This window comes from Mesorhizobium sp. M1217 (assembly GCF_040318275.1).
Taxonomy (GTDB): Bacteria; Pseudomonadota; Alphaproteobacteria; order Rhizobiales; family Rhizobiaceae; genus Mesorhizobium.
This window is the reverse complement of record NZ_JAMYMA010000010.1, coordinates 228,972-249,835: the sequence shown is the minus strand read 5'-3', so window position 1 is coordinate 249,835 and position 20,864 is coordinate 228,972. Positions and strand designations below refer to the sequence as shown.

The following is a 20,864-nucleotide window of genomic DNA, read 5'->3' as shown; positions in this document are numbered from 1 at the left end:
GCCTGCGCACGCCCGAAATCCGCCCGCCGCAAGGCGGCCACGGCATAGTCTGCCGCTTCAAAGATCGACATCCGCTCAAGTCCGGACCGATGCACCAACGCCCTTCTAGGGGAGATTCTCTTTTGCCATCAGTCTCGCTCATTGGTACCTAGGCTGTGCAACGCGCAGGTAGCCACAATGGCAAAACGACCTAGCGCGCTTCAGCCCGTTCCCCCCAAAGCTTCCGAATAACCGGCTCGTACTCCGGCCTTGAACAGAATTGGCAGTCGGGCTGCCGCGGGCGCAGCGTTCGTCCCCGTGCGATTGGCAAGTCCATGGATCGATCGACCAATAGTTTGTGGTGGCTAAGCCTGCAAACGACCTGAGCATCTCAACTGCCATCAGTACGCCGGCCGGCCGATGCTATTGTGCAAGTTTCGCAGCACTGCGGGTGGCGATATCGCCCAAGACAGCATGAAGAAGCGTTCCAACTTCCTGTTCGGCGACCCCGGGTGCAATTCCTGATTCGGACAGTTGAACGAGAATTGCCTTGGCGGTGTTGCGCCAGAAGGCGTTCGCGTCCTCCCCGTTCTTGAACTCCAGGACCCGGGCGATCCCTTCGACCAACTTCCGCCGCCGATGCAGCGGAAACGCGCTTATGTTTGAATCACACATCGATCACCTCACCCTTTCAGTCGCGCGAATAAGCATTGGCGGGTGAGAAAATTTGGTTAACAGCGCTTTTTGGACAATGGACAGCAATGGAATAAAGCGTCTACCCAACAAGCCAAGAGGTGTGCCGCGTGTTGATGATCGGCGCGTGCTGAACGGCATCTTCTGAGTGCTGCGCTCCGGTGCTCCATGGCGCGACCTGCCTCAGAGCTATAGCCCGCGCACCACCTGTTGCAACCGCTTCGTCCGATGGCGAAAAGCAGGTGTGTGGCTGCGCAGTAACGAGTCTACGGCCTAAGGTTTGCGGAGCCTCACGCCGGCGCGGCTGCCGTTCTCCGGGATGAACTCGACGCCGGCGGCCTAGAGGGCGATGCGCAAGGCAGCAACGGTTCGCTCTTGTGTGGGGCTCTGTCGGGCCGCGACATCTACTTAATGTCTACTCTAGACAGTCGCCGCGACCATAACTTTGATAGCAAGTCAGGGTCGCGGGATGCCGAGCCGCTTGAAATACCGAGTTAGGTCCGGGTGCTCGCGATCGTCCTGCCTCAACCGCGCAAGCGCGTCATCATCGCCGGCGAGCGCCATAACCAAACCGCGAGCGCTTATTCTCCACGGAGCACCGGGCATTGTCTGGTTGTGAGGACGGTGCTTGATAACCAGCCGCCTGAGTGTGTCGTCGCTTACGTTGTAGTCGTGCCCTGAACAGATCAATGGCCCTCTGGACCGTGATCGCCTCTGCCCGTGGATGTAGAGCGGCCGAAGCCGTTCGCCTGTTTCCGGCGCTGTTTTTGACAGGGACCGCATTGCTCATTCGGCCAATCGCGCTTTTCTGCGGCCCGCCGTTTCGCCCGACATCAGGGAACGATATCGGCCCCCGTGTATTAGAAACCTATGGACACATTGGAACCCCACGGCCACGGGATGGTGGCCGACCTTCTGACATCGGAAGTTGCCAACGCCAGGCAGCGCATCCACCGGACCGAGCTCGCGCTTCAACGCACTGAAGAAATGCTGGCCGAAAATCTCGCGCTGTGCAGCAGGACACGAACTGCGGTGGAGGCCGCAGACCGCTTGATGAAGATCGATCCCCCCAGCTTTGAACGACGTCGCGCGGGTTGAACTGGGCCGGCGTTTCATTTTCGCGGCCTTGCGGCACCGTCCCGCAAGAGCCTGCCCTATTGGCATCACAGCGTGAGCAAACATTGGACAGAAGCGTTCCAACGTTCACGATGTGCAACGCCGACGCCAGACCGACACGAATCTTCAGTTCAAAGAGCGAGGGTAATGCTGCGGCAAACGAAGGTGGCACGGGGGGTCTTCGCGCGAGCCGGTTATCCGATCTCCCGCTCAGAAATTTGTAGTAAATATTCCAACGTCCTTATGGAACCCATTCGTTGCGGGCGAGTTGCGGCTGATTGGGACGGAATTCCCGATGACAACCAGCAACAAAGCAGACCATCAGTCTGTCTCCGAAGCGTTTCGGAAACTGATCCGTTCCGAGGGCTATCGTCATAACGTACAAACGTTCTTAAATCTGGGGGTCGAACCAGAACTGCCGCCAACCCTACAGTCATTACTTGCGGCTATTGATCGGGCCAAACAGGGGCCGACGGAAGAAGTCCCTTAGCGGGCCGGCTGGGCGTCAGGTCCAAAGAGTATAGAGGCTCGCCTCGTGGCTTGTCCCTCCGAGTCCCACTCAGAAGTCTATCAAACATTCTTCTTGATTTTACCCGGCAGGATCATGAATGTTCCGCGTGGGTTCTCGCTGAGGTGGGAGGCTTGGTATGAACGTTTGGACAAACTGCCGACCCCGCAAAGTGACTGCACATGAGCTTGTTGAAGAGCTGATCTTACAAGCCCGTCGCGGCCAAATCATCTCCGTCAAAGAGACCATCGCAGCGGTGCGCCGAGACGGGCCGCATCTGATGGAAAGTGACTGCGAGCTGGTCGCTCTTATTGTCGAGATTGCCCCAGCCTTTGGCCTGTTTGTCGGGTTCGATCTTCGCGAATAGCCGCATGGCTCTCCACTGGTTCTCCCCTCAGTCTACGGCAGGACCGACAGCACCTAGGTTATGGACGAAAGGTGGATCGAAGCGCGCTCTATAGGTCGAGAGGGGGTCTTCGCGCGAGCCAATTATCCGATCACCCGATCAGAAACTCTAGCTAAAAAAATTGCTGACTGTTGCGGCCAGCACCGTGCCAATTTGTACGATTCGTACATGGCGTTGATGTCGGTCAGGAAGTGAGTAGATTCCCTTTCGGCGTGTCCCTGGGGAGGGCTGGATGAGCGTCGCGCAAAGGGTCGGTCCGCTTCTAGAGCAAGCAATCACTGTACTCCTCAACAGGGCGGACCGTCGCGACACGGTCTCGATAAAAGCGGCGCTACGCGAAGCGCGGGAGGCTGCGCCTTATTTGGTGGCCTCCGACGAAGAACTAACCGAGGCGATCGTCGAGGCAGCAACTGCCATGGGGCTCTGCGTGGCTTTCGACTGTGGCGAGTAGCTGTCAGCCAACTTCAGTCACTGTGGCATCGCAACAAAGCGCGCCGTCCTGCGCTATTTTCCCATTTTCAACAGTTAGAGGTAATCCGCAATTACCTTCGCAACCTGCTGCCTGTAGAACGGGAGCTGCCGGCTGAGCGAAGGTATTTGCTGGAGGAACTTGATAAGGTCGACAAAGAGTGACCGCATGGCCCGCCACTGGTTCAACCCTCCGGTCCCGGTCAAGACCGAGCGTCCCGGGATCATCCGCAACGTCAACAACGCCGAGGCAGCCGGGGAGGAGCTGATGAAGGGGACCAAACGTGGCCTTGCTGGGACCTCGCGATGCGTGTTTGCATCGCCGTACCCATCCGGTGAAGCCTTCACCGGATGGGTACAACAGCACCGCGAAGCTGACCGGCTGAACAAGGCATACAATGGAAAATTTCGCATACTGAAGGGCATCGAGGCGGACATCCTGGCAGATGGCTCGCTCGATTACCCGAATCATATCTTGGAGCAGTTCGATTTCGTCGTCGCGAGCGTGCACAGCCGCTTCAAGTTGCCCAAGAAGGAACAGACGGAGCGTATCATTGAGGCGATCGCAATCATCGGGCACATGACCGGTCGCCAGCTGTTGCGCCGGCCCGGTTATGATCTCGACGTCGACAAAGTCCTCAAAGCGTGTGCGAAACACGGCGTCGCTGTCGAAATCAACGCACATCCGTGGCGACTCGACCTCGACTGGCGCTGGCATCAAAAGGCACTCGATCAGGGCTGCATCTTCAGCATCAATCCGGACGCTCATTCGATTCGCGAGCTCGACCACATGCATTGGGGTGTCGAGATGGCGCGCAAGGGCGGTGTCCCTGCGAAGCGGGTCCTGAACGCGATGCGTTTGACGGCCCTCCTTGCGCATCTCGCACGGCGCAGGCAAACGTTTTAACCTGCCTGTGCGCCCGGCCTATCAGCGCAGGAGTCCGTCATTCTCAAAATCTTCCCAGCCGCGCAAACTGGAGTGCGAGTTCTCATCGGGGCCATGGCCAGCTGAAGCTGCAGTTCCGCGACCGCTTCTTTGAGCACGTTTCATAGCGGCCTTCCCCGCGGCTCGCCGCCTATTGTCTGCAGCTGTCGCTGCGTCCTGTTCGCGCCAGACCGTAACCAGGTCGCGGTCAAGCACATCCTCCACGTGCTGCGGGTCGAACACGTGAAAGGTGATGTTCCTTGCCCGCCCGCGGAGTTTCACCGTTTTCGTCCCGGCGCTCTGCAAGCGACCATCTTTCAACCAGCGGTGCCGTTCGGCCGTCGAGATCGTCAGAATGTCCTCGATTTCACGGGGGATTACGGGCAGGTCTTCGATATTATGCAGTGCTTTGGATACGATCCCGAATACCACCTGCACATCATTCTCGGCGCCCTCAGACAGGCGCAGGGTAAGCACGCGGGACTCGATATTGAGCAGTTTCCTGAACTCCGTTGGAAGGCGGGCGCGTATTTCGAGAAAAATACCCCTCGCTCTGACGGACGATCCAAACGTTGCAGCTGGGGTTAAAGGCCACTCTCCAATCAGCTTCGCTGTTGCATTGATTTTTCGGCGCGTGGACATGCCCCTTTATATAGGTCACCGATTGTCGGCAGCGATGAGCCGATCGCAAAGCCAACATGAGTTCTAATCCGCCAGCGGTCTGAACCACGATGCCCTAAAGGCGCAACCACGATTGTTAGCGGGGCCGCTTGCAACTCCGGCTAACAGGAAGCGGCCGAGTTGATCTCGAAGTGCGATATCAGGCGCGTTGCCGCCTGGCGGCTGTACGTGGGCCACAACCTGACCGTCCGTGATTGGGAGCCACATGGCTAATGCGGCTGTTCCGCTATTGAGCCTCGACATGCGTTTTCGGGACCCACCCCGTCGGATTCAATCGTGAATCCCGCATCGATCGCGCTTCGCGCAATGAGATCGCCAAGTTGCCAGTCCGTGAGTTCGCAAAAGGGAAGCATTCTCCTCACGGTGTGGCTAACCTCGGATATCGAAATGCTCGGGCTGCCGATGTTGTCGATCAGGTGGCGGACAATCGCTTGGCGAACGTCCGATAAGGTAGGCGTCTGCGCGAGCGCAGGCATCACCGGCCCTATGAATGGAGCCGTGGTTCTGCGGCCACGGCTGTTTTTAAGTCGAAAGCGACTGGCACACCGTGAATAATGGATGCTGCCGCCAAGAGCTCCTCCAGCTCGCGGTCGGTGGCCCTGCATGCGGGCATGAGTGTTCGGATGGCGCGGATTGCCTGTGCTATCGAAAGGAAGTGAGCCTTGCCTCTGGAGAGAACATAGGCTTCGGCGGCTCTTTCAACCGTGACTGTGTCAAAAGTGGTGGTCATCGAGAATTCCTCCCTGAACCCTGACCCACACGATTTACGGCACGAATTCGGTAGCTTGCAAGGGTTTGTCTGATTTAGGACAGTTAGGCGGAGGCTAGGCCGAAGTGACTTTGCTCCTCCTCCCCGTAAGCACCATGCGTGAGTCGTATCATTCCAACGCGGTCGATAATCGTGATCTCGCCGCGCTTGGCGTGAACCAGCCCCCGATATTCAAGCATTTGGAGGGCCGTGGTAACGCCGGGGCGCTGGGCACCAAGCATTGTCGCCAGGAATTCATGCGTCAGGTAGATCTTATTTCCTTCGACGCGGTCTTGGACCATCAGCAACCAGCGGGCCAAGCGCTCCTCGATTTTGGAGTGGCCGTTGACCAGTGCCGTCCGGGACGACTGGATGAGGAACGCGTGGGCATAGCGAAGCAGTGACTCGCGAAGGGATTGGCTATCCGCAATCGCAGAGCGAAGAGCTTCAACCGGGAGGATCCAGCCATTACCTGCGACTTGGATATAGGTTTCATTGGGCGACTCGTCCTGGCCGAGAATAACGGCAACTCCTGTCATGCCGTCGTGGCCGACGATGCCGACCTCGCTTTGCCGCCCTCCGGTCATCGTAGCGACCACCGACGCGATGCCCATCTCTGGAAAATACACACGCTCGATCGGCTGATAAGAGACTTCCAGCTGGTCTTTGATGTTGAGTTCGACGTGATGCAGTGATGGCCTCAAAAGCGCGAAATCCTCCGAGGAGAGGGTTTTCAATACATGGTTGCGAAGAAGGGATTGGGGCATGGCTCTCTCTCCCATGCGGGCAAGAGCACGTACCTCTTACTGTCGGCTGCGTCCGACGCGCTGGCGGCCGATGTGGGAAGCATAGCCTTCAAATGTGCGGTTGGCAAAGAGTCCGTGCCTGGCGACAATGACATCGTCATCCCCCAAGACCACGATGCATCGCCACTTCGGGAGGAGGAGTAATTTCGTCCTCTGCCCGGCGTGCGGCCAAGCGTTCGACATCAGGTGTATGGCAGAGGCGCTTCATCACAACGAGCTAGGCACGAGCCATACGACCTCGACTCGTAGTCGGCAGTGATCGACGACCGTCGATGAGCGTTTGGAGATGTCCCTTCAGGCCTCTATACGAGCCGGGTCGAGACCAGCACCGAGGGTAAGCTCTCGCTCATCTGGCCGGTCGCGTTGCCGACCGATCGGCCTGACGAATCCCTGTCGCGAGGGCGGATCTTCGCCGGCACGCTATGTCTTGACGATACCTTGCGGGCTTTCAGCAACGACTTGATGCCGTTGTGGTCGTCGTCGATGCGGCCGCGGCCGACCGAAAGCTTCGACAACGTATGCACCGCATGCGACAGTTGTTGTTCATCCAGGGCGACGGCGCCTACTCCACCGCAACTATGTCGCCCAGTTCTGTCACGACGCTCCGAAGCAGACCTGCTCCCGGCATCGGGTGCCGGGACCAACATGTGATCTCCATAATGCGTAAGAGCCGGAGGCCCATCGCCGGCGACAAGGCGCTCATTGCAGAGAAAGGTTAGCGATCGATCGGATGCCCGCGTGCCTTCACGCGCAATGTTGCTGGGCGCCTCCTTCGACAGCGCGCTCATGCGACACGTCCTGGCCGCGGGCGCCGCCTGTTGCCGAGAGCGACGATCGCGAATGCGCGAACGGCTGGACGGCAGGTGAAGCGGGGTCGCGATAGGCGCACATCAGACTTGCTTCACCGGTAGTCCGAAGACGCCAGCGACGCTATCTGACCGAAAGCAAACAGAAGCTGGGCGTGCCCCACTGAAAGCACAAGCAAGCGCAAACGTTCCTGGACTGATGCTCGGCTGGCGGCAACTTGCTCGCCAGCCGAGTTTATCTTAGCCGGTGGTCGGGGGAGACCAGCCAGCCACACACTGGTGATTCCAACGTGGGCCGATGTGCCAATCAGCAACCTTCGTCGGTCTTTTTCACCTGGCCTGGCGCGGCGGTGTTGGCTGCCGTGTCCTGCTGACCTGGCGCCGCCTGCTGAGCGCTGCCAGTCTGCTGGCCGGGCGCGCAGTCTCTGGCCGAGTTCGGATTTGTGGTGCCGCTGGTGGTGGTCGTGTCGGTGCCTTGATCGCCGGACATGTTGGTCCCGCTGCTCGTCGTGCCGGTGCCCTGATCCGTCGTGCTGGGCATGGTTGTCGTGGTCGAGGTTCCGCTGGTCGAGGTTCCGCTCGAAGTTCCACTGGTCGTCTGGGCAAAGGAAAGCCCGGCCGACAGCGCCAGCACGGCCGAAGCCAAAAGGATGCGTTTCATCTTCCTTCTCCTGTCTGAATGCGCGGGATGCGCCTGGCAAATCGAACAGGCAGACAGAAGGAGTGTTCCCCGATGAAGTTCAACTTTTGTAACTCTGGTCGTAGGTCAGCCTTAGGATGGCTGGCGTATATTAGAAGCCTCTTGAAGAAGACGCTGCCCGCACCAGAATCCATGGCATGGCTCGGGGAATAGGCATTGGTGACCAAGTGGCGATTACTGCCAGGGTCTGACGCGGGTAACAGAGGACCGCGTAAGGGTCTCGATCCCAGGTTACGAGTTCCCACATTCCATCATCGATCACACCAAGGTGAACCGAGGCCAGCAAATCGACCTGAAAGGCGAGGTCACGCGCATCGACGAGGACACCGTGACGATCGACCTCGGGCCATTGGTCACGGTCGACCGTGACAAGGTCCGGCTAATGGAGAAATATCGGCCGCCAAAACGACGAAAGGCACTTGTCGTTGCCCCGGATTAGAACCGACAACATCGCGACAGGCTATGAGGGCAGGCCGCATGACGGGCCGGTAGAGGACGAGTCGAAGCACTTGGTCTACTGCCCAGTCTGCGGCCAAACGTTCGACGCGCGCGATCTTGGACAGGTGTTCCACCACGCTGAGCCGCAGCACGAGCCGCTTCCGGTCGAGCAATAGTCCAGCTAGTTGAGCTCCGGCGGCAGACCGACGTTGAGACCCTTCAGCGCGCCAGCGACGTACGTTGGATGAGAAAAGGGTGCTGCGTGCACCGCGCCTTCCCCGCGCGCCGATGTTCCACCTGGGCCGCAAAAAAGTCCCGCCGCACTGCCAGAACGGCGGGACCGATCAAACGCTTTGCACCAGGCGGGGGGATGCGGGGGGTTGGGCTTGCCAAGTGAGCGCGGACCGTAACTAACCCTAAGCGCAACGGCGGCAACGCGTCCACCAACCGCCGGTTGGAGCGACAGGACGATTGAGCCGCCGGCAGGTCAGGTCATCCCGGGTCGCTATCGCTCGCAACCAGACGGTAGCGGAAATGGTTGCGGATGTGGTCGTTGAAATAGCGGCCCTTGGCGAACGCGGCCCGGAACGCGGCAAAGGTTTCCGGCGGTACCCCCTCAAACTCGTACCGTTTACCGCTGGCGACGAACCACACCGAGAGGGTCCTTCTATCCAGATCATATTCCATCTTGCGGATCGATGTGGAGGGCATGAGTACCACAGGCCGAGGCCCGCGCCTTTGCCGGGAGCGCGGGCCGATCGGGATACCGATCTGCAGCAATACCTGGAGGGGAGGGTTCGCTGCGTGCACCGAACTTTCGCGGCGGTCCCGTGTTCCATCGAGATACACAAAAAGCTAGCTGCACCTTTCGGCATCACGCGGACGTCGGATTTCTGAGAAAGCGCGAGCGTCAATACTAACTTCTGGTGATGGAATCTTCCCGTGAGATAGGCACGTTCCAGGGCGAGAGGAGTGCCCCGCCATGACCGTCCTCGCCTACAACCTTGCCAATGACGTCAAAGGATTATGGAGGGTCGTCTTCGTGCCGGACGAACTGCATTTGTATGTGGAATTCAGCCAGCCAGACGCCGACACAAACCCGGCTGATTGGATGAGCGTTGATGATTTCCTTGCATGGCGGCCGAAAGGCGCACTCCACGAGCGAGCGCGCGACAGCTTGGTTTCGCTCATTTGCAAGGCGCTGACAGGGCGATGAGACACGGGAAACCCGCACCGAGATCGAGTGCGAGCGCCGCGAGTGGGCCTAGGGCCCCACAGGCCAGTGCGACCCCGCCGCCGGCAAACCGCGGCGGGCGAGTGCCTCGGGGACACGATGGTAGATTGCTAATGCGTTCGCGCGTGTGGCCTTAAGTCGCAAACTATTGGCTTCAGAAGCAGGGCGTAGGGCTTCATTCATGGTGCTACCAACACCATATGGTGATCCATAGCCCTCAAAACGAGAGAAGCTCGTCCCGACGGGTCGCACTGCGGCCGTCAGCTGGTAATTGCTACGAACTAGGAAACCATCATGCCTGAAAATATCAGACCAACTTCGAGAGACGTCCCCCTCATTCAGCTAGGCCTCTATCAGTGCCGCTTCCCGGTAAGCGAAGACGCTTCTGTACCTGGCGGTTATCGTTTTTGTGCTGGGCCAACTTCGCCGGATCGCGTCTACTGCGATCACCACCACAACATTGTGACCGCCGTGGACCCTCGTCGAGCCCGTTCGGGTCTTCACCTCGCTCAACGACGCGCCGCGTAAGCCTGACTGGCGGCGGCCTCCCGGCCAGGCGCTATCCGCTCCAAGCCCTTGGCTACGACGTTGCCGTCGGCGGTCTGGCCCATCCTGCCTTATGCCGTCTTCGCCGATTTATCCCCCGTCGCCCGATTGAGAACGACGACTTCTCGCCGAGCCTTTCAGCTCGCTACTCGCACAAACGCGTCGGCTCCAAAGGTTTGTCTGTCAGCACATCTTCAATGTGCCCGCGCCTGAAGCCCCAACATCTTCTGCGACCAAACCGCGTACCTGGCACCGCCGATCGGTTGCTGCGGCGGATTTTCGCTGTTCGCAGCTGAACAATGCCTATCAACCTTGTCATCGCACCTAGTCGCACGTAGCGGCCGTTCGAATTCTCATCGCTCGGCGCGATGTTTGGTCCGTCTGGCCAGAAGAGCGGAGCAAGCCATTGACACCCACGAAGTTGCTGATTGGGCAGATCGTTGTCGTATTCGCAATTGTCATTCTTGGCGTGTGGACTGCAACCCAATGGTGCGCCCACATGCTCTCCTATCAGCCGCCACTCGGCGCGCCATGGTTTGTGACAGTCGGCTGGCCGATCTACCAGCCGTGGAAACTGTTCGAATGGTGGTTCCAATTTGACGCCTATGCGCCTGAAGTCTTCGACAAGGCTGGCATACTTGCCGGAGCCAGCGGGTTCCTGGGCTGTGCCGCCGCGATAGCTGGGTCCCTCTGGCGCGCACGGCAGCGGGGGTTGGTCACCACCTATGGGTCCTCACGATGGGCCATGAAGCTGGAAATCGAGAAGGCGGGGCTGTTTCAGCCGGCCGGCGTTTTCCTTGGCGGACTGAATTATCGCTATCTGCGCCATGACGGACCAGAACACATCATGGCCTTTGCGCCGACACGTTCGGGCAAGGGCGTCGGACTCGTTGTTCCAACCCTTCTTTCCTGGACCGGCTCGGCCGTCATTCACGACATCAAAGGCGAGAACTGGCAGCTGACCTCTGGCTGGAGGTCGAAGTTCTCGCACTGTCTCTTGTTCAATCCGACCGATCCGAGATCGGCGCGGTACAACCCGCTGCTGGAAGTGCGCAAAGGTCCAGATGAGGTCCGCGACGTTCAGAACATCGCCGACATTCTCGTCGATCCGGAAGGCGCGCTGGAGCGGCGGAACCATTGGGAGAAGACCAGTCATTCACTCCTAGTTGGCGCCATCTTGCACGTGCTCTACGCCGAAGAGGAAAAGACACTCGCCCGTGTCGCCACCTTCCTGTCGGACCCGCAACGCTCATTCGCTGCGACACTGCAGCGGATGATGACCACAAACCACCTCGGCACGGTGGACAAGCCCCAGGTCCATCCGGTCGTGGCCTCGGCGGCTCGTGAGGTGCTGAACAAGTCAGAGAACGAGCGCTCAGGCGTTCTCTCGACCGCCATGTCGTTTCTCGGGCTCTATCGTGATCCAACGGTGGCCGCGGCAACATCGGCCTGCGACTGGCGCATTGCCGACCTTGTGGATGCCGAGCGACCGATGTCGCTGTATCTGGTCGTGCCGCCGTCGGATATCTCGCGCACTAAGCCCCTGGTGCGATTGGTGCTCAATCAAATCGGCCGGCGGCTGACCGAGCGCCTGGAGGGCGATCCAAAGAAGAGCCGCAAGCATCAGCTCCTGATGATGCTGGATGAATTTCCGGCGCTCGGTCGGCTCGACTTCTTCGAGACTGCGCTCGCCTTCATGGCAGGCTACGGCATCCGCGCTTATCTGATAGCGCAATCGTTGAACCAAATCTCCAAGGCCTATGGCGAGAACAACGCCATTCTCGACAATTGCCATGTGCGGATTGCCTTTTCCTCAAATGACGAGCGCACGGCCAAACGCATCTCGGACGCGCTCGGTACCGCGACGGAACTCAGATCGATGCGCAACTATGCCGGCCATCGGTTGGCGCCCTGGTTGTCCCACGTCATGGTAAGCCGCCAAGAGACTGCTCGCCCCCTGCTGACCCCGGGTGAGGTGATGCAGTTGCCGCAGGCTGACGAACTAATCCTGGTTTCGGGATTGCCGCCGATTCGCGCCAAGAAGTTGCGTTATTACCAGGATCCGAATTTCACGGAGCGAGTGCTGCCTTCGCCGGTGCTGCGCGACGGTGCCTACGCGGATCGGCCCACGTCGCGCCCGGACGATTGGAGCGGACAGGTGCGCGGCGTGGATCGGCGTCTTGCTGGCGATGACGACAGTGCCGGCGCGGCAATCGAAGACGGAGGTGTCCAGCAGCAGCGCCATCCGGGGCTGCGCGAAGAACGGACCCTCGTCGTCCAGGAGCCTGATCAGGGCGATCTGTTCACGCCCGCAGACGATGACTGCGAGACGCTCGCCGACAAGCGCGTCATGGATCGGATTTCCACCGCCGCACGTGCGTACGGCCTCAACGAGGGAATGGGCGACGACAAGGACATCGTGCCCGGCTTCTGAACGGCGCGCCATACGCGGGCGCATCTCAGCGTAGATAACGGCAGTAAGCGATTTCGAGGATCTCGACGATGCTCGTTCCCGTCGCCGGTGCATCAGCGCCGGTCAGAGGGAACGAGCAGCATGAAGCCCCACCGCATTCGTCACCAGTTTTTGCTTGAACCCGAGTTGAGCGAGAAGCTGGAGAACCTCAGCCGCAATCCATCGACCACCAAATCGGCCATTGTGGCGCACGCGGTCGAGACCTTTATCGAGCAGCGTGGGGAGAATGAACTCGACCAGCGCTACGGCAAGAGGCTCGACCGTCTTTCCCGCGACCTCGGACATGTCAGGCGCGATGTCGAGATGATCCTGGAGAGCCTGGCGCTCTTCATCCGCTTTTCGATCACGCTTCATGCTCACACGCCGGTGCCGGACAGGGCCACGCAAGCGATTGCCCAGGAGCGCTTCGACAAATTCGTTGAACAGGTCGGCCGCCAAATCGCTTCCGGGAAACGGTCACTTGGCACCGACGATCGCAGGGGAGGGGAAGGATGAGTTCTCATCCGGAAGCCGACCATCGCCGCCGCGTCATGCTGCGCACCGCCATGGGTCCGGCGATCACCGAAGCCCTTGCCGATCCGACCGTCATTGAGGTGATGGTCAATCCCGACGGTGCGCTGCGGCTCGACCGGTTGGGTGAAGGCCGGGTCGACACCGGCGTGCACATGCATCCTTCTGAGGCCGAACGCATCATCCGCCTGGTCGCCTCCCACGTGCGCGCCGAGGCGCATGCTGACAATCCGATTGTCAGCGCCGAATTGCCATCGGGCGAGCGCTTCGAGGGTCTGCTGCCGCCTGTCGTGCTGGGGCCATGCTTCGCCATCCGAAAGCCTGCGGCGAAACTCTACACGTTGGCCGACTATGTCGCCGACCGGGTCATGCTGCCGCTGCAGGCCGATGCGCTGAAGAAGGCGGTCCGCGAGCGGCGCAACATCCTGGTCGCCGGCGGCACGTCGTCGGGCAAGACAACACTTGCCAATGCGCTGCTGGCACAAGCCGCCGATTGCGACGAGCGGGTGATCCTGATCGAGGACACACGCGAACTGCAATGCGCGGCGAAGGATTGCGTTGCCTTGAGGACGAGGCGGGGGGCGGTCACGCTCGCCGATCTCGTGCGCTCGACCCTGCGGCTCAGACCCGACCGCATCATCGTGGGCGAAGTCAGGGGCGCGGAAGCCCTGGACATGCTGAAGGCATGGAACACCGGGCATCCCGGCGGCATCGCGACGGTTCACGCCAATTCGGCGCGCTCCGCTCTCTACCGTATCGAGCAGCTCGCCCAGGAAGCCGTCGTCACCGTTCCCCGCCGCCTCATCGCTGATGCGGTAGATCTGATCGTCTTCATCGCTGGGCGCGGATCCTCGCGCCGCATTGACGCGATCGCTGAGGTCACCGGTCTCGACAGCAGCGGTGATTACGCCGTCAGCCCGCTCACACTTCCGCAACTCCAGCAGTTTTGAAAGGTCACCTCATGCTCAAGAAGCTTCGCTTCCTTTCGTCCACCGCGCTCGCGTTTCTTCTCACCGTCCCGGCCCACGCAGCGGGCTCCGGCATGCCTTGGGAACAGCCGCTGCAGCAGATCCTTGAGTCCGTGCAGGGACCGGTCGCCAAAATCGTCGCGGTGATCATCATCATCACCACCGGCCTGACCCTTGCTTTCGGTGACACGGCAGGCGGTTTTCGCCGGCTGATCCAGATTGTCTTCGGCCTGTCGATCGCCTTCGCGGCATCGAGCTTCTTTCTCTCCTTCTTCTCCTTCGGCGGCGGGGCACTCGTCTGATGGCCACCGGAGAGCAGCATGTCGAGGGTTTCGAAGTCCCCGTTCACAGGGCATTGACTGAGCCGATCCTGCTGGGCGGCGCGCCGCGAGCGGTGGCGATCCTCAACGGCACGGTGGCCGCGGCAATAGGCCTTGGCCTGCAGCAGTGGATCGCCGGACTGGCGCTCTGGATCGCCGGCCACACCCTCGCGGTCTTTGCCGCTCGCCGCGATCCGGACTTCGCCAGCGTGCTTGTCCGTCATCTTCGCCTGAAGGGGTGGCTTGCATGCTGAACCTTTCGGAGTATCGCGGCAAAGCCGATCGGCTTGCCGACCATCTGCCCTGGGCCGCTTTGGTCGCGCCCGGCATCGTGCTCAATAAAGACAGTAGCTTCCAGCGAACCTTCCGGTTCCGTGGCCCCGACCTTGAAAGCGCGACCGAAGCCGAGTTGGTCGGCATCTGCGCACGAGCCAACAATGCGCTACGAAGGTTGGGCTCCGGATGGGGGTTGTTTTTCGAGGCCGAGCGCGTTGAAGCGCTGGGCTATCCGAGCTCGGCTTTTCCCGATGCTGCCTCATGGCTGGTCGATGAGGAACGGCGCGCGGCCTTCGAGGGCAAGGTCGCGCACTTCGAGAGTCGCTATCATCTGACCTTGGTCTTCATGCCGGCGCCAGATGGCCAGGCGCGGGCGGAAAGCGCACTGGTCGACTCGCATCACTCGGGAGGGGCTAGAGACTGGCGCCAGGAGCTGGCGTGGTTTCGCGACGAGACCGACCGCGTCCTGGATTTGCTGTCCGGCTTCATGCCGGAAGTGCGCGCCCTCCATGATGCCGAGACGCTAACCTATCTGCACGGCACAATCTCGACCTACCGCCATCCGGTCGCCATGCCGGAAACGCCAATGTATCTCGACGGTGTTCTGGTTGACGCGCCGCTTACCGGCGGCCTGGAGCCGATGCTGGGTGAGCAGCATCTGTGCACCCTCACCATCCTTGGTTTCCCGAACGTCACCCGGCCAGGGATCCTCGACGCGCTCAACCATCAGGATTTCGCCTACCGCTGGATGACGCGCTTCATCCCGCTCGACAAGACGGAAGCCACAAAGACACTGACCCGGTTGCGCCGTCAGTGGTTTGCCAAGCGCAAATCGGTCGCAGCCATCCTGCGCGAGGTCGTGACCAACGAATCCGTCCCTCTCGTCGATAGTGACGCCGACAACAAGGCGCTCGATGCGGATGCCGCCCTTCAGGCATTGGGCGGCGATCACGTCGGCTTCGGCTATCTCACCACAACGGTGACGGTATGGGACCAGGACCGACAGGCCGCCGCGGAAAAGCTCCGAGCGGTTGAGCGCATAGTCAATGGGCTCGGCTTCACCACGATCCGTGAAAGCATCAATGCGGTCGAGGCGTGGCTCGGCTCGTTGCCCGGTCATGTCTACGCTAACGTTCGCCAGCCGCTCGTTCACACGCTGAATCTTGCCCATGTCATGCCGCTGTCGTCGGCGTGGGCCGGTCCGGTGGATAACGAGCATCTCACCAACGTGACTGGGACCGAATCCCCGCCGCTTCTCTTCGCAGAGACCAACGGGTCGACACCGTTTCGGCTTTCCACCCACGTCGGCGATGTCGGCCACATGCTGGTCGTTGGTCCGACCGGTGCCGGCAAGTCGGTTCTGCTTGCGCTAGTCGCTCTGCAGTTTCGACGCTATGCCGGGGCGCAGGTCTATGTCTTCGACAAGGGCAATTCGGCTCGTGCGGCAACACTGGCCATGGGCGGAGAACACCACGCTCTGGGCGCGGATGGTGCGCTTGCCTTCCAGCCACTGAGCAATATCGGCGACCAGGCTACTCGCAGCTGGGCGGCGGAATGGATCGCCGGCCTCGTTGCCCATGAGAATGTCACCGTTACGCCGGAGGTAAAGGAGGCGATCTGGTCGGCACTCATCAGCCTTGCCACTGCGCCGGTGCGGGAACGCACGCTGACGGGCCTGTCGGTTCTGCTTCAGTCCAATGGACTCAAGGCCGCGTTAATGCCCTACACGCTCGACGGTCCCTTCGGCCGGCTGCTCGATGCCGATGAAGATCGGCTGGCTTTGTCGGATGTGCAGTGTTTCGAGACCGAAGAGCTGATGCACCAGGAAGGCGCCGTGCTGCCGGTGCTCACCTATCTCTTCCATCGCCTCGAGGAGCGGCTCGACGGCCGGCCAACACTGCTGATGCTCGACGAGGCCTGGGTCTATCTCGACAACCAGCTCTTTGCCGCCCGCATCCGCGAATGGCTGAAGGTGCTGCGAAAGAAGAACGTCTCCGTCATTTTCGCCACGCAGTCACTTGCAGATATCGCTGGCTCTTCCATCGCGCCGGCGATCATCGAGAGCTGCCCACAGCGCATTTTTCTCCCCAATGACCGTGCCGTGGAACCGCAGGCGCGGGCAGCCTATGAGCACTTCGGCCTGAACGAGCGGCAGATCGAATTGGTCGCCCGTGCCACACCGAAGCGCCAGTATTATCTGCAGTCGCGCCGCGGCAACCGCCTCTTCGAGCTCGGGCTCGGCCCGATCGCTCTTGCGCTCTGCGGCGCCTCTGATCCGGCCACGCAAGCTTTGATCGACAGCGCCCTGTCAGAGCACGGGCAGGACAGCTTTGCTTCCCGGTTCCTGAGTGCGCGCGGCCTCGATTGGGCTGCCGAGCTTCTCCAGCAATTCCCTCAACCAGATAAGGAGCAATCGTCATGATGCGGCGCCGCCTTCTCACCAGCCTGATCACCGTTTCCCTAATCGCAAAACCGATGGCCGATTACGTCCAGCCGGCCCACGCCCTGATCGTGTTCGATCCGTCGAATTATACGCAGAACGTGCTGACAGCGGCACGTTCCCTGGAGCAGATAAACAACCAGATCCAGTCGCTTCAGAACCAGGCGACGATGCTGCAGAACATGGCGCGGAATCTTCAGCGCTTGGATTTTTCTTCCGTCGGCCAGCTCACAGGTTCGCTCCAACGGATCGACGGCCTGATGACCCAGGCCAGCGGCCTGAGCTTCGATCTCGACAAGCTTCAGAACCAGTGGCGTGTGCAATATCCGGAAAGCTACGACGCCACAATCAAGGTCAGCGATGTGGCGAGCGCCGCGCGCGAGCGCTGGCAAAACGCCATGCAGGCGTTCCGCCAAACCATGAGCGCGCAGTCGCAGATCGTGGAGAACGTGCGGGCCGACGGCGACCTGCTTACCGATCTCGTCAACCGCAGTCAGGGCGCGGCAGGTGCCCTTGAGGCAAGCCAGGCCACCAATCAGCTGATCGCGCTTTCGACCAAGCAGCAGATCCAGATCCAGACGCTGCTCGCGACCCAGTTCCGGGCTGAAGCCGAAGATGCTGCCCGCAAGGCGCAGTCCGAGGAAGCCGCCCGCGAGACGACGAAGCGTTTCCTGGGCACCGGTACGGCCTATCCCGGCAACTGATCAGCAGTTCTTCAAGACAACGAGGAAGGCGGCGACATGAATGACCTCGGCGTCATTGATCGCTTCATGGAGACTTTTACCCGCTATATTGATAGCGGGTTCGGTCTGCTTTCGGGCGACGTCGCCTTTCTCACCACCATCCTGATCGGCATCGACATCACGCTGGCAGGCCTGGTCTGGGCGTTCGGCGGCGAGCCCAATGTTCTTGGCCGGCTTGTCCGAAAAGTGCTCTATGTCGGCGCCTTCGCCTTCATCCTGAACAATTTTAAGAACCTCGCCGACATCATCTACCATTCCTTTGCCGGGCTCGGCATCAACGCATCGGCCGGCAATCTGTCCGCCGACAGTCTCCTGCGGCCAGGCCGCATTGCCGCGGCCGGCTTCGAGGGCGCCTGGCCGCTGCTCAATCAAGCGAGCCAGCTAGTCGGCTTCCCCGAGATCTTTGGCAACGCGCTGACCATCTTCGTGCTGCTTCTCGCCTGGTTTCTGGTCCTCATCGCCTTCTTCATTCTTTCAATTCAGCTGTTCATCACCATCCTGGAGTTCAAACTCACCACATTGGCCGGTTTTGTTCTGGTGCCCTTCGCGCTCTGGAACCGCTCGGCGTTTCTGGCCGAGCGCGTGCTCGGCAATGTGATCTCGTCGGGCATTAAGGTGATGGTGCTTGCTGTCATCGTCGGCATCGGCTCTACGCTCTTCGGCGAGTTCGCTTCCGCGCTGCAAGGCAAGGAGCCGGACTTGGCCGCGGCCATGTCACAGGTACTGGGCGCGTTGGCGCTGCTTGGGCTCGGCATTTTCGGGCCAGGGATCGCCTCGGGTCTTGTTTCCGGCGCGCCGCAGCTGGGCGCCGGCGCCGCACTCGGAACCACCGCGGCGGCCGCCGGATCAACGCTCGTTGCCGGAGGTGCGACGCTTGCCGGCGCGCGCATGGCAACCGGCGGCGGTCTCGCCGCCGTTCGAGCCGGCACGGCCATGGGATCGGCTGCTTCCACAGCTTGGCAGATGGGGCGTGCAACATCGCCCGAGTCCGGCCTCTCCGGCGTAGCTGCTGGACTGCAGGGCGTTGCCGGTGCAGCTGGCGGCGCCGCGATGCGGGGAATGCGATCTGCAACAGAACCATTCCGGCGCAACGCCGATGCCGGCCGCGATGCCGCCTGGACCTCGACGGGCGGCACGCCGACCGCATCAATGACCGGAAACCCTGCCGCGTCAGGTGCCAATGCCGCGCCGGCGTGGGCGAGGCGCTTGCGTTCCGAACAGACTGCGCGCGCCCATCGCCATGCCGCCACGCAGGCCGTCCGTGATGGCGATCGGGGTGGAAGCGGCGCCAACCCCTCTCTCAATGACAAGGAAGACTAGATGCTCTTCAAGCGACCTGTTCAACGCTACGGGAAGACGCCTCACCCCGTCACACCATACCAGAAGGCCGCCCAACTTTGGGACGAGCGCATCGGCACAGCGCGCGTGCAGGCAAGGAACTGGCGCCTGATGGCCTTCGGCTGCCTCGCTCTGGCCACCGGGCTCTCTGGTGGACTCTTGTGGCAGTCGATGCAGGGCCGCGTCGTGCCCTATGTCGTCGAGGTAGATCGTTTCGGCGAGGCGCGCGCCGTCGCTCCAGCAATCCGGGACTACGAGCCCACCGATGCCCAGATCGCCTGGCATCTCGGCCGCTTCATCCAGAATGTCCGCTCTGTTTCCACCGATGCGGTGCTGGTGCGGCAGAATTGGTTCTCGGCCTACGACTTCGCCACCGACCGTGGAGCCCTCTTTCTCAACGAGTACGCTAAGGCCAACGACCCGTTCGGCAAGATCGGCACGCGCAGCGTCTCGGTGCAGGTGACGAGCGTGGTTCGAGCGTCCGACAACTCCTTTCAAGTCAAATGGACCGAGCAGGTCTTTGAGCGCGGCAGCCTCGCCAGCACAACGCGTTGGACCGGGATCCTCACCATTGTGATCCGGCCGCCGAACAATACCGATCAGCTGCGCAAAAACCCGCTCGGCGTCTTCATCAATGCCATCGACTGGTCGCGCGAGCTCGACAGTGCCGCGCAGACTTCCGTTCCCCCAAAGGAGCCCGCCAATGATAAATAGACTCTCGTCGCTCCGCACTGCCCTGGTCCTGTCGACGTCGGCTGCGGTCATCTCCGCCTGTGCCTCGAAACCGGTGCCGCCACCTCAGATTTCCTATGATGCTGCCAAGTTCCAACCGGCGGCAATCGAGAAGGCGCCGGAGAAGCCCGTCAAGGTCGTGGAAGTGCCGAAACCGCTGCCGCTGCCCGGCCAGTTGCAGCCCGAGCCGGGCAAGGCTGCTGAAGACAAGCGCTCGCCTGAAGAACGTGTCGCCGATGCCAACAAGGCGGCGACGCAGCAACCCACCAAATATGGCTATGTGAATGCGGTGCAGGTTTACCCCTTTGCCGAAGGCGCGCTCTACCAGCTCTATGCCGCACCGGAGCGCGTCAGCGATATCGCTCTGCAATCAGGGGAGAAACTCCAATCCGTGTCGGCCGGCGATACAGTGCGCTGGGTAATTGGCGACACCGTCAGTGGCTCCGGCGATGACCAGCGCACCCATGTGCTGGTGAAGCCCTTCGCGCCAGGACTTGCCACCAATCTGGTGATCACCACGGACCGGCGAAGCTATCACCTGCAGCTTCAAAGCACGGATAAGACCGCCATGGCGGCAATCTCCTGGACCTACAGCGAGGACCAGATCATCGCGCTACGCCGGCGCAATGCGCAGGCCGAGGCTGCTATGCCAGTGGCGTCGAATGTGGCTCTCGAAAATATTCGCTTCCGCTATTCGATTACCGGCGACATGCCGCCCTGGAGGCCGACGCGCGCGTTCGATGATGGCAGCAAGGTCTACATCGAGTTCCCGCGCCGCATCGATCAGGGCGAGGCCCCGCCGCTCTTCATCGTAGGTGCTGACGGGGACAACCAGCTCGTCAACTACCGCATACGGGGCAACTATTACATCGTCGATCGCCTCTTCGCCGCGGCCGAACTGCGCCTCGGCGCCAAGCAGCAGCAGGTGGTGCGCATCACGAGGACCGACGGCAGGCAAGCGCCGCGGCGGATATTGCTCTTTTCGCGTTCCAGCAGGTGAGGGACGGCCC

At 61.0% G+C, this 20,864-nt stretch carries 24 protein-coding genes and 1 pseudogene; 18 read left to right on the top strand and 7 right to left on the bottom strand.

What is annotated here, in order from left to right; genetic code table 11:
• Positions 1–402: 402 nt before the first annotated feature.
• Positions 403–654 carry a DUF6074 family protein gene (locus tag NKH37_RS19145; RefSeq protein ID WP_023722593.1) on the bottom strand — a complete coding sequence of 84 codons (252 nt, stop codon included), beginning with the start codon at positions 652–654 and terminating at the stop codon, positions 403–405.
• Positions 655–730: 76 nt separating this feature from the next.
• On the opposite strand from NKH37_RS19145, the pseudogene NKH37_RS19140 reads away from it, so the two are divergent.
• From NKH37_RS19140 to NKH37_RS19115, 6 genes and pseudogenes are all read left to right on the top strand, one after another.
• Positions 731–928: pseudogene (locus NKH37_RS19140) on the top strand (transposase); the annotation flags it as partial.
• Positions 929–1,542: 614 nt separating this feature from the next.
• On the top strand, positions 1,543–1,770 hold the full coding sequence (locus tag NKH37_RS19135; RefSeq protein ID WP_352895916.1) for a hypothetical protein: 228 nt from the start codon (positions 1,543–1,545) through the stop codon (positions 1,768–1,770).
• Between the two features lie 313 nt (positions 1,771–2,083).
• Positions 2,084–2,278 (top strand): hypothetical protein, encoded by a 195-nt coding sequence (locus tag NKH37_RS19130; RefSeq protein WP_352776793.1) that lies wholly within the window; start codon positions 2,084–2,086, stop codon positions 2,276–2,278.
• 157 nt (positions 2,279–2,435) lie between these two features.
• Entirely contained in the window at positions 2,436–2,663 is a 228-nt protein-coding gene (locus NKH37_RS19125; protein WP_352818989.1) for a hypothetical protein, read from the top strand.
• Between the two features lie 271 nt (positions 2,664–2,934).
• Complete coding sequence (locus tag NKH37_RS19120; protein WP_352818992.1) at positions 2,935–3,153, top strand: hypothetical protein; 219 nt, start codon at positions 2,935–2,937, stop codon at positions 3,151–3,153.
• 186 nt (positions 3,154–3,339) lie between these two features.
• Positions 3,340–4,077: a PHP domain-containing protein gene (locus NKH37_RS19115; protein ID WP_502900435.1), complete on the top strand. Its 738-nt coding sequence runs from the start codon at positions 3,340–3,342 to the stop codon at positions 4,075–4,077.
• Positions 4,078–4,098: 21 nt separating this feature from the next.
• Here NKH37_RS19115 and NKH37_RS19110 read toward each other — a convergent pair whose 3' ends face one another.
• The 5 genes from NKH37_RS19110 to NKH37_RS19090 all read right to left on the bottom strand — a co-directional run bounded on the left by NKH37_RS19110 (position 4,099) and on the right by NKH37_RS19090 (position 7,797).
• Entirely contained in the window at positions 4,099–4,737 is a 639-nt protein-coding gene (locus NKH37_RS19110; RefSeq protein ID WP_352958876.1) for a hypothetical protein, read from the bottom strand.
• A 523-nt stretch (positions 4,738–5,260) separates the two neighbouring features.
• Positions 5,261–5,506, bottom strand: coding sequence for a hypothetical protein (locus NKH37_RS19105; protein WP_352479079.1), 246 nt, complete (start codon positions 5,504–5,506; stop codon positions 5,261–5,263).
• A gap of 83 nt (positions 5,507–5,589) precedes the next feature.
• On the bottom strand, positions 5,590–6,291 hold the full coding sequence (locus NKH37_RS19100) for a Crp/Fnr family transcriptional regulator (RefSeq protein ID WP_353041284.1): 702 nt from the start codon (positions 6,289–6,291) through the stop codon (positions 5,590–5,592).
• Between the two features lie 341 nt (positions 6,292–6,632).
• Positions 6,633–6,845 (bottom strand): hypothetical protein, encoded by a 213-nt coding sequence (locus NKH37_RS19095; protein ID WP_352571680.1) that lies wholly within the window; start codon positions 6,843–6,845, stop codon positions 6,633–6,635.
• A gap of 598 nt (positions 6,846–7,443) precedes the next feature.
• Positions 7,444–7,797, bottom strand: a complete 354-nt coding sequence (locus NKH37_RS19090) for a hypothetical protein (protein WP_352823067.1) — start codon at positions 7,795–7,797, stop codon at positions 7,444–7,446.
• A 307-nt stretch (positions 7,798–8,104) separates the two neighbouring features.
• On the opposite strand from NKH37_RS19090, the gene NKH37_RS19085 reads away from it, so the two are divergent.
• Positions 8,105–8,275: a hypothetical protein gene (locus tag NKH37_RS19085; RefSeq protein ID WP_353041282.1), complete on the top strand. Its 171-nt coding sequence runs from the start codon at positions 8,105–8,107 to the stop codon at positions 8,273–8,275.
• 491 nt (positions 8,276–8,766) lie between these two features.
• On the opposite strand, the gene NKH37_RS19080 is transcribed toward NKH37_RS19085, so the two are convergent.
• A complete protein-coding gene (locus tag NKH37_RS19080; protein ID WP_352895904.1) occupies positions 8,767–8,985 on the bottom strand; it encodes a KTSC domain-containing protein in 219 nt (72 codons plus the stop codon).
• A 271-nt stretch (positions 8,986–9,256) separates the two neighbouring features.
• Here NKH37_RS19080 and NKH37_RS19075 point away from each other — a divergent pair, with 271 nt between their 5' ends.
• The 11 genes from NKH37_RS19075 (at position 9,257) to trbG (ending at position 20,854) form a co-directional block, all read left to right on the top strand.
• On the top strand, positions 9,257–9,490 hold the full coding sequence (locus tag NKH37_RS19075; RefSeq protein ID WP_352718503.1) for a hypothetical protein: 234 nt from the start codon (positions 9,257–9,259) through the stop codon (positions 9,488–9,490).
• Positions 9,491–10,460: 970 nt separating this feature from the next.
• A complete protein-coding gene (locus NKH37_RS19065) occupies positions 10,461–12,488 on the top strand; it encodes a conjugal transfer protein TraG (RefSeq protein ID WP_352895902.1) in 2,028 nt (675 codons plus the stop codon).
• Between the two features lie 120 nt (positions 12,489–12,608).
• A complete protein-coding gene (locus NKH37_RS19060) occupies positions 12,609–13,022 on the top strand; it encodes a CopG family transcriptional regulator (RefSeq protein WP_352704243.1) in 414 nt (137 codons plus the stop codon).
• A complete protein-coding gene (gene trbB, locus NKH37_RS19055; RefSeq protein WP_352895899.1) occupies positions 13,019–13,987 on the top strand; it encodes a P-type conjugative transfer ATPase TrbB in 969 nt (322 codons plus the stop codon). The genes NKH37_RS19060 and trbB overlap by 4 nt, the downstream gene beginning before the upstream one ends.
• Before the next feature lie 11 nt (positions 13,988–13,998).
• On the top strand, positions 13,999–14,307 hold the full coding sequence (locus NKH37_RS19050) for a TrbC/VirB2 family type IV secretion system protein (RefSeq protein ID WP_023680310.1): 309 nt from the start codon (positions 13,999–14,001) through the stop codon (positions 14,305–14,307).
• Positions 14,307–14,579, top strand: a complete 273-nt coding sequence (locus NKH37_RS19045) for a VirB3 family type IV secretion system protein (RefSeq protein ID WP_352571685.1) — start codon at positions 14,307–14,309, stop codon at positions 14,577–14,579. The genes NKH37_RS19050 and NKH37_RS19045 overlap by 1 nt, the downstream gene beginning before the upstream one ends.
• Positions 14,573–17,023: a conjugal transfer protein TrbE gene (gene trbE, locus NKH37_RS19040; RefSeq protein WP_353041280.1), complete on the top strand. Its 2,451-nt coding sequence runs from the start codon at positions 14,573–14,575 to the stop codon at positions 17,021–17,023. The genes NKH37_RS19045 and trbE overlap by 7 nt, the downstream gene beginning before the upstream one ends.
• A complete protein-coding gene (trbJ, locus tag NKH37_RS19035) occupies positions 17,020–17,745 on the top strand; it encodes a P-type conjugative transfer protein TrbJ (RefSeq protein ID WP_352691358.1) in 726 nt (241 codons plus the stop codon). The genes trbE and trbJ overlap by 4 nt, the downstream gene beginning before the upstream one ends.
• Before the next feature lie 36 nt (positions 17,746–17,781).
• A complete protein-coding gene (trbL, locus tag NKH37_RS19030) occupies positions 17,782–19,104 on the top strand; it encodes a P-type conjugative transfer protein TrbL (protein WP_352895894.1) in 1,323 nt (440 codons plus the stop codon).
• Positions 19,105–19,836: a conjugal transfer protein TrbF gene (gene trbF, locus NKH37_RS19025; RefSeq protein WP_352704234.1), complete on the top strand. Its 732-nt coding sequence runs from the start codon at positions 19,105–19,107 to the stop codon at positions 19,834–19,836.
• Positions 19,826–20,854 carry a P-type conjugative transfer protein TrbG gene (gene trbG / locus NKH37_RS19020; protein WP_352895889.1) on the top strand — a complete coding sequence of 343 codons (1,029 nt, stop codon included), beginning with the start codon at positions 19,826–19,828 and terminating at the stop codon, positions 20,852–20,854. Before trbF ends, trbG begins: the two co-directional genes overlap by 11 nt.
• The last annotated feature ends 10 nt before the right edge of the window (positions 20,855–20,864 follow it).